This window comes from Methylobacterium aquaticum, from assembly GCF_016804325.1.
GTDB lineage: Bacteria > Pseudomonadota > Alphaproteobacteria > Rhizobiales > Beijerinckiaceae > Methylobacterium > Methylobacterium aquaticum_C.
In genome coordinates this window covers 2,644,216-2,657,746 of sequence record NZ_CP043627.1, presented here as the reverse complement: position 1 = coordinate 2,657,746, position 13,531 = coordinate 2,644,216, and the positions used below count along the sequence as shown (strand labels likewise).

The window sequence follows — 13,531 nt, the reverse complement described above, 5'->3', positions numbered from 1 at the left end:
ATGACCCTTCGAACCGGCGTGTTCGTGTTGCAGGGGACTGACACTCTGGTGCCCATGCAACCGGAGCAATTCGCGGCCGAGGTCGATTTCCAGGCGTTGCTCTCGAAATTTCCTGCCCTGCTGGTCGGCGATCAGATCGACACCGACAATCCGCGGCGTTTCCTGCTCGTGAAGCAGGAATTGCCGATCGGGCACGAGGATGCGGCGAGCCGATGGTCGCTCGACCATCTGTTCCTCGACCAGGATGGCGTGCCGACCCTGGTCGAGGTGAAGCGACAATCCGACGGTCGGCTGCGTCGCGAGGTGGTCGGGCAGATGCTCGATTACGCCTCCAACTTCCAGTCGTCCTGGAATGCCGACAGGATTCTGTCCGCGTTCGAGGCGACCTGCGCGGCGGCCAAGGCCGAGAGCGGTGCCGTGCTGGCCGAGTTCCTCGGGCCGGACATCGCTGCCGACCGATTTTGGGCCGACGTCGACAAGAATATCGCTGCGGGCAAGCTGCGGTTGCTGTTCGTCGCCGATGACATTCCCTCGGAACTGCGCCGCATCGTCGAGTTTATGAACAAGCAGATGCAGCCCGCCGAAGTCCTGGCGATCGAGCTGCGCCAGTTCACCGGACAGGGTTTACGGACCATCGTGCCCATGGTCTTCGGCCAGACCCAGGAGGCGGCGGGCCGGAAGGAGCCGACCAGGGGGGAGCGCTGGACCGAGGAGCGCCTTCTCGCGGAGTGCAACAGTAGGTTCTCCGCGGTGGAGGCCGCGGCCGCGCGAGCGATCCTGGATGGGATGAAGGGGCTCGGCCTGCCGCTCGTCTTCGGGACCGGCCGTACCAGCGGATCGGTCTACCCGCTGCTGCGGGCGAAGGGAGCGACGATCAACCCGGCCTATCTCTCGACCGAGGGCAAGGGGAGCGTCTGGCTGCAGCTCAAGCACCTCGAAACCAGGCCATTTCTCAACACGGTGGAAGAGCGGCGTGAGATCGTGAGGCTCTTCGCGCAGGTCGAGAATTCTGGCCTGACCGATGCCGTCGCAGAGGGCTGGGGCACCATCGCCCTTGCACGGATCGCCGCCGATCCGCGGGGGACCGAGAAAGTCATCGATGCCCTGCAATGGATCGCGGATCGGGTGAAAGCTGCTGGGTGACGGCAGATATTCCGCGAGCCTGTTTGATCCGCGGAATCGAACCCGAACCCTCCACCGTCATCCTGGGGCCCGGCGCAGCCGGGAACCCGGGATCCATAACCGCTGACGGTGGGAAATAAGGCGAGCAGCGCTCCGCCTCGTCCTGTCACGTCAGCGATTATGGATCCCCGGTTCCGCTGTGCGGCCCCAGGATGACACAGTAAAGCGGCGATGTCGGCGCCAGACCGACAGGATAGGTCGATCAAAGAGACTCTTGCCGTCGTCCTCGACTTAGCGACGCGGTCCCGGGATGTCGCTGGAGCCGGTCGGTGCTGGCGAGGATGGTGAACTCTCCACGGCGACAACGCCCGAACGATCGGGTCACCCCACCTCCGGCGGCGCCCCCCGATGATGGTCCGTCTCCCGCTGGAACGCCGCCCCCACGCCTAAGCACACGGCGTCGTCATACGGCTTCCCCACCACCTGCGCGGCGACCGGCAGCCCCGTCCGCCCGAGACCGGTCGGCAGCATCAGGGCCGGAAGCCCCGTATAGTCGAACAGCATCGTGTTGCGCGGCAGCACCGCCTGGAGCGGGTGGGCCTCGCCGTTCACCTCCACTGTGAGGCTGTCGAGCGCCGCCGCCTCGCCCCCGAGGCCCGGGGTCACCAGCACGTCGACGTCCGCGAGCGCATCGAGGACCTGCGCCAGCACCAGGGGCCGGCGGCGCAGGGCGCGCAGGTAGTCGGTGGCGGAGAACAGCCGGCCCTGGTCCATCCGGGCGCGGGTGCCGGGATCGAGCGAAGCGGCGCGGTCGAGGTCGGGCTCCTGGAGCGCGGCGAGTTCCGCCATCACGATCGTGTAGCCGTCCTGATGCGCGGTCGCGACCGGGCCGAGATCGACCGGCACGAGGCGCGCGCCCTGCCGCTCCAGCACGCGCAGCATCGCCTGCCAGGCGGCCAGCACAGCGTCGTCCTGCATCTGCGTGAACCAGCCGTCCGGTACGCCGATCCTCAGGCCCGGCACCCCTCGCGCCCGGGAGGCGTCGTAATGGCCTGCGGCGTGCGGGTCGGCGCCGTCGGGGCCGGCGATCCAGGGCATCACCCGGGCCAGATACTCGGCCGAGCGCGCCATCGGGCCGACATGGTCGAGGGTCCAGGACAGGGGCGCGACGCCGGTGCGCGGCACCAGCCCGCGGGTGGGTTTGAGGCCGGTGACGCCGCACCAGGCCGCGGGCACCCGGATCGAGCCGCCGGTATCGGTGCCGAGCGCCAGCGGCATCAGCCGGGCGGCGAGCGCAGCCCCCGACCCGGTCGAGGAGCCGCCGGTCCAGCGCGCCCGGTTCCACGGATTGGACACAGTACCGTAGCGCGGGTTGTGGGCCGAGCCGCAGGCGAATTCGGTGGTGGCGAGCATGGCGAGAGGGATTGCGCCGGCGGCCTTGAGCCGCGCTACCACCGTCGCGTCGGTATCCGCCACCCGCTCGCCGGTGAAGCGCGAGCCGCAGGTCACGGGCGCGCCGGCGCAATCGATGATGTCCTTGATGCCGAAGGATGGAAATCGAGGCTAAGTGCCTGAGTTATTGAGATCGTTGACGAAATCGGCCGGAACCGTGATACAAAACCGTGAGACACGGCAGATGGCCCGATACATGTCGAAACCCGTCATCCGCGGCGACGCGCCGCACCGGTACGAGAAACGAGTTCCGACCGATCTTGTGGCGAAGCTGAGGGGCCGCGAGGTCTTCATCGAACTCCCTGCGGCTGCAAGCGGCGATTCGCGGCTGGTCAGTTTCACGCTCGGCCAGTTCGCTCGCGTCTCCCTCCACACGCGCGACCACGCGCTTAGTCACGCCCGCTGCGCTGCTGTGCAAGCCCACCTTGAGCGTGTGTACGAGGCTGCCCGTAGCGGGTCGGCCCGGTTGACGCCGATGCGCATCGAAGCTCTGGCCCGCCAAGTTTACGAACACATCAGCCGTCGGTTCCTAGAATCTCCTGGCACCCCCGACGCATGGGCGGCAGTCAAAGCCTTTACTCGCGCAGCGCTGGAAGGCCGCATAGCTAGCGCGCCAAGACTGCCATGCGATTTTGATCCGGTTGATGAGGTGCAGCTTGCTCGCGAGTTGTTCGGCGAGACGATGACTGATGTCATCGATTCTCTCCCGCCCGGCGTTCATACCTCAGCTCTCGAGCAGAGGTTTGGTGCTTACGTTGATTGGGTTCTGGGCATTAACGGACTTGAGATAGATGAGGGTTCTCGTTCGACAATTCTGGAGCGTGTCGGCGTAGCTATCCTCAATGCATCATGGCGCATGAAGCGCGCGGCAAATTTTGACTGGTCAGACGATCCGGCCGAAGGCCGGTTTCCAAAGATCGATCCTGGCGAAAAATTGCGTGAGCCATCGTCTGCTGTGGCTGGAATATCTTTTAAGGAATTGTTAGAAAGGTGGGCGCGCGAGGTGAATCCTGCTGCATCTACTCGCGATACTTGGCAGAATGTAGCAAAGCAGCTTACTAAATATGTTGGACATGATGATATTACGAAAATCAGCAAACAAGATATAATAAATTGGAAAGATAATCGTATTTTAAACGGTGTCAAAGCTAAGACGCTCAACCAATCGTATCTTTCTTGTCTTAGAGCGCTTTATAATTTTGCAATCACAAACTCACTCCATGACGACAACCCTGCTAAAGGTGTAAGGGCTGGCGGTGGAAATCGAGCCAGCGACGCGAAGTTGGCATATGAGGACCAAGAGATTGCGAAACTTCTTGATCTATCTAGCAAGGAGACATTGCCAATTCGCAGATGGGTGCCTTGGCTGCTCATATTGACGGGTGCTCGTGCGGGAGAGATTTGCCAGCTTTGGGAAACTCATGTCCGCATGATCGATGGCATTCATGTAATTTCCATCCAAGAAACAGATGACGGTGGGACGATCAAGCACTCTGCTGAGCGCTACGTTCCCATCCATCCGGCATTGATCGAAGCCGGATTATTAGATTTTGTGGCGAGTAGAAAGGGGCGACCTCTGTTTTACGACCGACTGTCGCGAGGCGGTGATGATAAGCGCCACAAGTCCAAGCACATTACCGCGCGGCTAGGGAGATGGATTCGCGACAACGGCTTTACAGATGTACGTAAGTCTCCTTTGCATGCAACTCGCCATTGGTTCAAATCAGTAGCGTCGCGCATTGGAATTCAAGATTCGATAGTTGACGCTATCCAAGGCCATAGAGATGGAAGAGCGGCGTCTGTCTATCGACACATTGATATCAAGACGATGGCGGAGGCAGTAGCAAAAATTCCCGTTCCGCCCCTTGATGATCGCCGAGAGATGACTCCACCCTTAGAGAATGCGTAAGGGGCAAGCGCCCCTCGACAGCAAGAGCGGCAGGACCTAATTTCCCTGCGCCAGGACGATAGCGCTACCTCTCGGCCTCGGTTCGAAAGTGCTGTTACCAGATCAGCTAAGCGGGAAGGCGAGCTGAGCATCAAGCTCTCTTGCCTCCCCGACCCTGACCACAGCGGTTTCAGCTACTGCTCACCAGCCCTCGCAAGCTACCATTGGCGTTAAGCGAATCGAGACCGATCGGTGGTAAATGGGTCGTTGAACCGGACCTTCGGGCGCCCGTTCCAAACAGGGACCGAATCCGACTCGTGGCCGCGAGCCGCGGGCGTGCCCACGAGCGCGAGAACAACAATCTGTTGTGATTGCAAGAGGCCGTTCTGTGGACAACCGAAGGCCCTTGCGCGATTTTTCCTAACGTCCTGTGGATTTCTGGTTATCGCTAGAGACAGTCAGCCGCCCAAGCGCTAAATATGCCCCTTAGGCGACACCTTCCCGGTCGCGAAGGTCCCGTGGCGAGCGGGGCTTACGGTGGAGTAGCCGACCACCGTCTCTGAGTAGGCAGCACTGGGAAGGAGAAGGTCATGAACGGAATCCCGTTCGTGAGCGTCACCGTTACAAGAAACCCGACCGGATGGTCTGTGACCATCACGATCGGGCTCATGTAGCGGCACGGGTAGTTGCCTACGAGGGTCGCGGCTGCCACCGCGGCCCTCACTCATGAGTGTAGGGCCATTGGCCCTATTTATCAATCGCCGCTTGACTTGGTGGGCGGCATGTGCGTAGCGCGCCATCGTGTTGTACGTATCGTACGTACGATATGCCCCTAGCGGCCACTCAGAGGCCCGCCTGTGTCAATTTTCGATACGGTGGGCGCTTACGTGCTCCAAGGCGAAATGGCCGCCTGAGGCCATCCTGATCGCTTTTCGAGGGTGCGAGCGGCTTCAAAAAAAATCACTGCTGCGTGGATTTTGAGGCATCTGGAAGCCGACGTGGCCCAGTTCCCGCCGCGTCGCGCTTGGCTTCCCCGGGAGGCCGGCCAGACGGGCGCTGGGGTCAAGGTCACGGGCCACCTACGTGCGGCACGGTCCTGCATCAGGAGAGCGAGGTGTCATCCTTCCTACATGAAACAGGACCCGTCACCCCGTGGCGTCCATCATGAAGGAGAATACATGACACCTCTCATAGAGAGCCTGACCATTGCCATTGCCTGTGGAATTGCCTCCGGCTTGGGCCAGTGGATTGGCTCGAGCATTTTTCCTTTGCTCGCAGCCTTGATCCAGTCGCATCTAACTTTCTGGTAGCGGTTCGCATGAGAGCAGCCCGGCCATGGAGACAATCGGACCTCCTAGAGCGAGGGCAGACCCAGCGGCACGAAGGGCACCAGCCAGGGAGGAGGGTTTCGCAGAGATTTGGAGAAAACCCCTGGGACCGCCCCATCCTCCCATCCTCGTGCGCGGCGTCGTTGAGGTGGCCTACCAAGAGGTGATTGGGGCCGGGATCGCGCCACCTTCCCCTGAGGGGCTGGCGTGACCGGGGAGGTGTGATCCCTGACCGCGCTCCCTGGCTTCCCGTGGCCGGGCTCTTGGCCTTCCTGCTGCACCTCCTGACCCGGTTCTGTCGCGTCCGCGGTGTGGTCCGCGCAGGCCTGCCAGGATGGAGCCGGGACCGGGATCGTGCCCCCTGCCCCTCAATGGCGTTGCGCGACCGGGGGAGTGTCGCCGATCCTACCCCTGTCTCCCCCTGGCCGGGATCTCGACGGTCCCGCCACACCGCCGGATGCAGGATCAAGCCGCCATCAGGTATTCAACCTCCTCGGCCGTCCGGATGGCGAGCAAGGCCTCGTCGAGGTCGGCAAACTCGGCCGCCGCCTCCGCCGCGTTGGTGCGCAACCTGATCCAGGTCCCGTCCCTGTCGTCGGATCGCAGGCCGGCCAGGCGGAGCACGGTCTTGAGGTCGTGGCCGGTTCCCTTCTTGAGCGCCGGCACTATCGAGGGGAGGATGTAGGCGATCTCGGTCCCATCACCTTCCTGGGCGGGAAAACGTGGGTGCGCACAAGACCTTCCTTATGCGGTCCCCACCGTCACCATGTCCTTCAGCGCCGTATCCAAGCTTGTGCGCTTCACCTCGATTGGCGAGGGCTCCATAACCGGGGGACGCGCCACCTTCGGAGCCCGGCGATTTTCTCCAAAATCTTCATCATCGTTATAAAGAGATATAAGGTGATGAACTTTTTGGAAGTCGCCCTTCCAGCCGCGTTTCTCCAGCCAGTTCAGGAGCTTACCACTCTTGAGCTTGTCCCGGACAGTCCGGCCGCTGCACCCGACATCAAGGGCGAAATCGTCCGTTTCCCGCGTCTTGGTCCTCTCGCTCTGGGGCACGGCTCCAGTCTTTGCGCGGCGCTTCTCGTAATCCTTCTGGTTCCGTTCCTGCCGCGACTCCGGGTCGATAGAGGTGAGGTGCCTCTTGGTCGCGCCGGCCTCACGGAGTTCCGCCAGCGTGATCTGGTGCGCATGCGCGATGTCGTAAGAGCGGATCAGCTTCGGAAGCTCCGGATCGCCGTCACGATGAAGCTTGCTGGCGAGGCGATCGTAGTGGGCGCGGTGCTCACCGATCCGCTCGCGAATAGTACCCTGCCCGACCTGCCGGCAGAGCGCCGGGAGTGCCTTGCTCAGGCGCCACCAGGACTTCTCCGGGGTCTCTTTCGAGGTGAGGGACTCAAGCTGTGCTTGGATGATGATCAGTGTTTCGAGCCACCCCTGAGCGCGGCTGTCGGTGTCATAGCAGTCGCCGCCGTACCGCAGGCCTATGATGTCGTGGAGCCCCTTCCGCATTGAGCGGAAATCGAGAACCATCGCATCGACCGTCCTGGCATGCTGGCAGGCAACAGCCTCATGCATGGGCTTAAGAAGCTCACGCCGCTGCTTCTCGGAGGTCTTCCCGGTGCTCATGCCGCCTTCGACAAGCATGGTCCACGACTGAGCGTGGGTGCCAGCGCTAGCCTTGTCCTGCTGTTTCTGAGCCTTTGTCTGACGCTTCGAGGTTTTTTTCGGTTGCGCATTTTGCGCAGGTGTGCTAATCATTTCCCTGTGCTTTTGTTGAGACCGGGATCAGCCCTGCAAGGCCCCCGATCTGTTAGATCGACTAGACCGCCCCCAGAACCTCTGAGGGGCGGTTTTTCTTTGTCTGAAGACATAGCACAGAACGCCCAAATCCCAAAATCGAGCTAATGACTCGACTTCGGTCAAACAAAATTTTGCTTGGGCGTTGAGCTGATACGATTGATCAATACAAAAAACCTATCGATCAATCGTCGTCAATACGCAGATCTTATCCCCAGTGGTGTTCGACCTCGTGGGTCCGGCGGCCTATCCGATCGGACAAGCGCCGGTGAACGGCGTTTGCAACGCTCTCAGGGTCCTGGCCGGCGCCGTTGACGTTGATGGTGATCGGGGCTCCGCCACCATCTGTGCCACCGCCACCGCCGGGGCTCGCGTCGGCGCGTCGGCCGATGTCACCCGTGTTGATCGCGTTGAGTGGCACGTTACGGGTCGCGTCCTCCGGGTTCATCCGGGCGGGAGGCAGCGGCGCCTTGCTGGCACCCTCGATGGCCTTGGCGTTGCCACCGGCACCGGGCTTCCAGCCGCCCGAGAGCGAGTCTCCGGGAGCCGCAATGGCCTTGAACCGGTCAGGATCGACGGCGGCCTTGGCGGTCGTCGCCGATCGCTTCAACCCCTCCACGTATCGCTGGTACTTCGCCGCTGCCTCGGCCGAGTTGAACTGCGTGTGGATGTGCCCGCCCGTCGCCCTCGCCGAAGGGTTCAGGTACTCGTCGATCACCTTGAAGTCTTTGGCCTGGAGGCCGGCCGCCATCAGCTTTTCGCGGATGGAGCCCGCCGCCGCCGCGCTCTGGCGGGGATCGATCAACGAGGTATCGAAGGCGAGCCCGGAGGCGTGCTTCGACCTGGTGCCGGCGTGGTAGCGATCGTTGAAGGCCGCGAAGTGCTTCACGCCGCCAGGCAAGTCGCCTTGGATGGCGCGGGCGAGGTCGGTCGTGCCGACATGCGCCCCACCACCGCCAGTCGCCTGAGCTCCCTTGACTCGCAGGCCCGCATACTGGCCGACGCCGCCACCGCTTCCACCGCCGTCGCCACCGCCGCCGAGGTTCGGCACCATCCCGGTCGGTGCGACCTCGCCACGGGCGATAGCCGCCTTGAGGCGCGGGTTGAAGTTGGCCCAGTTGCCGACACCGCCGTTGCGCAGGAGGTGGAGGGCGACATTGGTCTGATCCTCCAGGCTCGAAGCCATGGCGTTCGGCGTGTTGATCCCGAGCTTGGGGGCGATGCGCCGCCAGTTCGAGTTCAGCATCTGGTAGTAGCCCTGGGCGGTGTAACCCTTCGGCGTCGCCGGATCGAGCCCTTGGCTCTTTCCGACGTAGTTCATCTGGTTCTTGTAGCCGCCCTCGTACTTGAGGATCAGCCCGAGCGTGTTGCGCTCCGCTGGCGTCATCGGGACGCTGTCTGGAACCGAGAACGGGGCGCCGTTGCCGCCACCACCGCCACCAATGATTCCGCGCCGGCCGATGCCGACGTTGCCGAGGGCCGTGCCGGGCGTCTGGTTCCCGAGAAGCGGACCAGAGCCGCCGCCGCCAAATGAGCCGCCGCCGCCACCGGTTCCGCTGCCACCGGCGTTGTTCGAGAACGAGCCGAGCGCCGAGCCCAGGTTGCCCCCCAAGGAGGCGTACTGGACGAGGCTGCCGAGCCGATCGCTCATGTTCGAGAGCGAGGCTTGCTGGATCATCGAGCGCAGGGACGGTTCCTCGCGAACTGATCGCTCGTTCCTACCGTAGGATGCGTTCTGGATCAGGGACCGGGGAGCATCACCAAGGAAGGACTGGCGCTGAACCGTCGCCCCTGAGGGGCTGCGGCCGAGCATCCAATTCCACGTCCTACCCATCCACCCACGAGACTGGTCCTCGCGGATGCCTTCGGCCGGGGGCTTCTTGAAGTCGGGGAAGCTGTCGGTGAGGTGTTTCGTGATCAGGTAGGCGAGGGTGCCGACGCCACCGGCTGCCACAGCGCCCGCCGCACCGCCTGCCGCGACCGCGCCACCGGCTCCCGTACCAATGCCGAGAAGGGCCAAGAGGCCCCGGGCTGCCGTGAGGGCGGTCACGATCAAGTTGATCCCACCAGCCAGGAGACTGAGGACCGAGACCACAGGCGCAAGAACGATCAGCGAGGCCGATAGCAGGGTGATTTGAGCAACGAGCTTACCCATGTCTTCGGCCGACTGCTTACCGTCGAAGCCGATGCTGCTACCAATGGCCTTGATCGCGTCAACGAACGAGGTGACGCCTCGGGCGATGCCACGGCCGAAGTCTTTGAGCTTCCGGACCATGTCGCCGGTCCCCAGGGAGCCGGTGATGTTGGCGATCAGCTCGCGCCAGGTCTTGACGCCGAAGCCTTCCTTGAGGCCGTCCATGAATGCCTGCACGTGCAGGGTGACCCGGTTCCAGTCGAACTTCTGGCCGAGGTCGGCGAAGTAGGTCGTGACATCCCTCAGGATACCATCGAACCCAAGCCCAAACTTCTCCCAAAATAGCTGGAACGTGGCCTTGGTGGTATTCCACATGCCGGCCCATGATCCAAGGCGCTCGCCTTTGAGGGTCGCGAGGAAGTCCTTGTTATTCGGATCGTTGGCGGCTTGGCGTGTCGAACGGATTTTTCCCGATGATTGGGCCATCATCAGCATCTTGCCGCCCCACTCGTCCTTGCCGATGAGCGAGGCGATCAGGTTGGCCTTGACCGGGTCCTTCTCGGCGATCTCGCCGAGCTTGGTGTAGAGTTTCTCGAGCGTGCCGGCCGGGTCCTTGGCGGTCGCCGCCGAGACCGCGCCGCGCGAGCCCATGCCGAGCATGCCGAAGGCCTTGTTCAGGTCCTTGGCTTCCTGGCCGCGGGCGTACTTCGCGTTCAGCAGGTCACGCTGCTGATGCTCGATGAAGGTACCGGCCATGCCCTCCTGGATACCGGCCGAGATGCCGACACCCGTGAAGGCGGTGAGGTCCGAGACCTTGAAGTTCTTGTTCGAGAGCGCACCGGCGCCGCGGCGAAGCGAGGACACGAGCTCGTTGGAATCGGCCGCGGTCTCTGCCGCGACGATACCCATCGAGTTCAGCATCTCGCCGATGCCCTCGGGCCCCTGCTTGGTCAGCTGGGCGAGGCGGCCGACGAGCTTCGTCGTCTCCGGCACGTTGAGATCCATGCCGGCGGTCGCCTCGAGGATCTTCTTCGTGACGTCGCCGGCCTGTTCCTTCTGGATACCGGCCTTGAGCACCTCGGTGTAGGCGTTCATCGCCGAGGGCACGCTCATGCCGTTCTTGAGCGCTTCCTTGTCGAGCCAGCCTTCCCGGATCTCCTTGACCTTGGCCTGGCTCATCATGGTGGTGCCTTCGCCACCGAACATGCGCAGGTTTGTCTCGGCGGTGTCGGTCGTCATTCGAGCGCCGATGCCGGTGCGGACTGCGCCAGCGGCCACGAGACCCCCGGCGGCAGCCGCCCTAGCGGGTGCTGATGCCGCCTGCCTGAGCTGTGATGCGCTCGAACGCATCCCCCCGAAGCCATCGAAGACGTTCCGGACCGCCCTCTGTCGTTCGGCTGCCACCTCTCGCTCATGGCGCATCCGGAGGCTGAACAAAAATCGATGATGCTTGATCTGATCGCGGACTCGTCGGGTTTCAGCTCGTGCCGTAGCGTCTTCTTCTGCTTCGCGCTGGCGGGTCATTCTGGCGGCGAAGCTCATCTTCTGCCGCAAGTTGCGCATGGCGATTGCGCCGACTTGGCGCGTCACCTGGGCTTCGACCCGGGCTGCGCGCATGGTCTCGGCCGCTGCTGCCTGCTTGACCCGGGCCGCTACCCGATCTTCTCTGAGGCGCTGTGCGGTCATCCTGCCCTGGAATGCCATCCGCTGGCGCAAGCCCTTTACGGCAGCTCTGTCCACGGCGAGCTGATCGGTGATGCGGGCGCTCGCGTCGTCCTGTCCGCGAGGCTTGGCGCCCCGCCCGGTTGCGGCAGCGCCTGTGCCCTTCATCCGTCGCAGGTCGTTCTCAAAGCCCCTCAGGGATTTTCGGAGTGCATCGAGTACGTCTTGAGCGTTCCCCTCGATGTCGACGCCAATTTTGATTTTTTCTTCGTTATTCATCTTGATGTACGCATGCGTTTTCGTCCGGACAGGCGTCCCCGCCGGATGTTATTTCGGGAATTTTGTGGGTTGAATCACCCAAGGCGTTCTGCAAAATCGAAAAAGATAATTTCGACCGCGACCGCCCTGGGTGAGGATTGGTTATTCGGGAGTGCCGGAGCTTTCGTAACTCGCGACGTCTGTCGCCAACCCGCCCGACTTTACCACAAAAAAGCCATCCCCGCCTATTTATCGGTATTTATCAGCACCGAAATTAGGCTCTGGAACGATTTTCGGCAGGATTAATCTCTGGCTCTGAAACTCTCGTCCCGCAGAGGGAGAGGGGTGCTTTGGGGTACTTTCATGGTACCTCGGAGGCCGGAAACTAATTCAATTTCTTTTGTTGATCGTGTCGGTCGGATCGGCGGGCCGGAGTATATCCCTGTCAGTCTTCTAGCAGGGCACCATCCGGTGTGATCTCGTATCGCTGATCGGCGATGAACTTCGGCGGACGACCGCGACCACGCTTCACCGGCTCGGGATCAGGCGTCTCGATGACAGGCGTGGGTTTAGGATCGTCCTGGTGCTCTATGAGCTGTTCCCCACCATGGGGATCGGCCGCCATCTCACCAAGTCTCTTGCGTGCCTCATCACGAGCCCTCAGCTCGTCCTGGCCCATGTCGGCGCACCGCATCGACAGCAAGCTTTCCAGCCTTGCCCTACTGGTTGCCGTCTCCAGCGCCTGCGCTCGGTATCGAGACTCCGCTTCCCGCCGGTCGGCTGCCTCCTGCTGAAGGTCAATCAGCGGTGCTGGCGCTTGATCGGGATGATCTGCTTCGTAATCCCGAAGAGCCCGTTCGAGATACGGCAGGAAGCTTGCCTTTGTATTAAAGTTGCGATCCACATGAACATGAAAGCCATAAGGGCAAGAAACGCGCGCGTGCTTGGCGTCTTCAGCTTCTTGGGCAGCTTTTTCTGCGTTTTGCGCGGCAATAAATTCTGCCCGCCTGCGCAGCATTTCTTGATGTTCAGGATCGGATTTAAGCTCACGCTCACGCTGATCACGCCGAGCTTTTATCCCTACCTGACGATGAGCGATATATGCAGCGTAATTTGCATGTGCCTTTTGAGGCGTTTTCATCGGTTAGCCTCAATCCGAAGCTGCTGCGCCTTGGCCGGATCATTCTTCATAAGCATCATCTGTTTTGTAATACTGAAGAACGGGCCTTCTTTGAACGGGTTGCCGGCCATCGGGATATCAATGGCTGGCGCGGTCGCGTTAATAGCAGAAGCCAAGCTAGTTCCTGGGCTACGGAATAGCATCGGGCGCGAAGCCTTGATCTCATCAATGTACTCTTCGATAGTCATCGAGGGATAACCGGGCCGCGTCGAAATGCGATGCCCACCGTTCTCATCGAGAATTTTGATGTTGCCTTCGTCATCAGCCTTGACATTACGGCTGACGAGAAGTTCAACCATGTCGCGCGCCTCGTCATGAGGATTGGCGTTCGCCACCGCTCCTGCGACGATACGTGACGTGAGCGCCGCAATTGCCTTATTTTCTTGGTTCATTGTAGATGTCCTATATCTAAGCCACTGATGCGTGCTTACGCTCATTGTTTATTTGTTCTGACGCTATAAATTTGAGATAGCTTGCGAGTGTCATCCCGCGCGCTGCCGCAGCTTTCACTAGTGCGGTATGCATAGACGTTGGAACAGCATAGTTTAGTTGACGGGTATCAGTCAGGCGCTTGCCGGCTGTCATGGTCTTTTTTCTCCGTGGTGAACGCGAAAAGCGGCCATGCGCCGGATTGGCGGGCCGCTTTTTGGGATACAGATTTTTGACTGTAGCAATCTACTACCATAATCCAATCGGAATGTCAAGCT

At 61.7% G+C, this 13,531-nt stretch carries 9 protein-coding genes; 3 read left to right on the top strand and 6 right to left on the bottom strand.

What is annotated here, in order from left to right; all coding sequences use genetic code 11:
• Nucleotides 1–1,143, top strand: coding sequence for a hypothetical protein (locus tag F1D61_RS12015; protein ID WP_203158106.1), 1,143 nt, complete (start codon nt 1–3; stop codon nt 1,141–1,143).
• A gap of 360 nt (nt 1,144–1,503) precedes the next feature.
• Here the strand turns inward: F1D61_RS12015 and F1D61_RS12010 are convergent, their stop codons facing one another.
• Complete coding sequence (locus F1D61_RS12010; protein ID WP_432443300.1) at nt 1,504–2,655, bottom strand: amidase; 1,152 nt, start codon at nt 2,653–2,655, stop codon at nt 1,504–1,506.
• A gap of 115 nt (nt 2,656–2,770) precedes the next feature.
• Between F1D61_RS12010 and F1D61_RS12005 the strand changes: the two genes are divergently transcribed.
• Complete coding sequence (locus F1D61_RS12005; RefSeq protein ID WP_203158103.1) at nt 2,771–4,483, top strand: tyrosine-type recombinase/integrase; 1,713 nt, start codon at nt 2,771–2,773, stop codon at nt 4,481–4,483.
• Nucleotides 4,484–6,255: 1,772 nt separating this feature from the next.
• Here F1D61_RS12005 and F1D61_RS12000 read toward each other — a convergent pair.
• The 3 genes from F1D61_RS12000 to F1D61_RS11990 all read right to left on the bottom strand — a co-directional run bounded on the left by F1D61_RS12000 (nt 6,256) and on the right by F1D61_RS11990 (nt 10,963).
• On the bottom strand, nt 6,256–6,456 hold the full coding sequence (locus F1D61_RS12000; protein ID WP_203158101.1) for a hypothetical protein: 201 nt from the start codon (nt 6,454–6,456) through the stop codon (nt 6,256–6,258).
• Between the two features lie 78 nt (nt 6,457–6,534).
• Nucleotides 6,535–7,419, bottom strand: coding sequence for a hypothetical protein (locus F1D61_RS11995; RefSeq protein WP_203158100.1), 885 nt, complete (start codon nt 7,417–7,419; stop codon nt 6,535–6,537).
• A gap of 379 nt (nt 7,420–7,798) precedes the next feature.
• Nucleotides 7,799–10,963 (bottom strand): phage tail tape measure protein, encoded by a 3,165-nt coding sequence (locus F1D61_RS11990; RefSeq protein ID WP_203158098.1) that lies wholly within the window; start codon nt 10,961–10,963, stop codon nt 7,799–7,801.
• A gap of 204 nt (nt 10,964–11,167) precedes the next feature.
• Between F1D61_RS11990 and F1D61_RS11985 the strand changes: the two genes are divergently transcribed.
• Nucleotides 11,168–11,950, top strand: a complete 783-nt coding sequence (locus F1D61_RS11985; RefSeq protein WP_203158096.1) for a hypothetical protein — start codon at nt 11,168–11,170, stop codon at nt 11,948–11,950.
• 139 nt (nt 11,951–12,089) lie between these two features.
• Here the strand turns inward: F1D61_RS11985 and F1D61_RS11980 are convergent, their stop codons facing one another.
• Entirely contained in the window at nt 12,090–12,785 is a 696-nt protein-coding gene (locus F1D61_RS11980; protein ID WP_203158095.1) for a hypothetical protein, read from the bottom strand.
• Nucleotides 12,782–13,216, bottom strand: coding sequence for a hypothetical protein (locus F1D61_RS11975; protein ID WP_203158093.1), 435 nt, complete (start codon nt 13,214–13,216; stop codon nt 12,782–12,784). The genes F1D61_RS11980 and F1D61_RS11975 overlap by 4 nt, the downstream gene beginning before the upstream one ends.
• Nucleotides 13,217–13,531: the final 315 nt, after the last annotated feature.

What these genes read in the sequence shown, in the direction of transcription:
- F1D61_RS12015 (WP_203158106.1), top strand. Translation starts at nt 1, where the DNA reads ATGACCCTTCGAACCGGCGTGTTCGTGTTGCAGGGGACTGACACTCTG.
- F1D61_RS12005 (WP_203158103.1), top strand. Translation starts at nt 2,771, where the DNA reads ATGTCGAAACCCGTCATCCGCGGCGACGCGCCGCACCGGTACGAGAAA.
- F1D61_RS11995 (WP_203158100.1), bottom strand. Translation starts at nt 7,419, where the DNA reads ATGAGCACCGGGAAGACCTCCGAGAAGCAGCGGCGTGAGCTTCTTAAG.
- F1D61_RS11990 (WP_203158098.1), bottom strand. Translation starts at nt 10,963, where the DNA reads ATGACGACCGACACCGCCGAGACAAACCTGCGCATGTTCGGTGGCGAA.
- F1D61_RS11985 (WP_203158096.1), top strand. Translation starts at nt 11,168, where the DNA reads ATGATGCTTGATCTGATCGCGGACTCGTCGGGTTTCAGCTCGTGCCGT.
- F1D61_RS11980 (WP_203158095.1), bottom strand. Translation starts at nt 12,785, where the DNA reads ATGAAAACGCCTCAAAAGGCACATGCAAATTACGCTGCATATATCGCT.
- F1D61_RS11975 (WP_203158093.1), bottom strand. Translation starts at nt 13,216, where the DNA reads ATGAACCAAGAAAATAAGGCAATTGCGGCGCTCACGTCACGTATCGTC.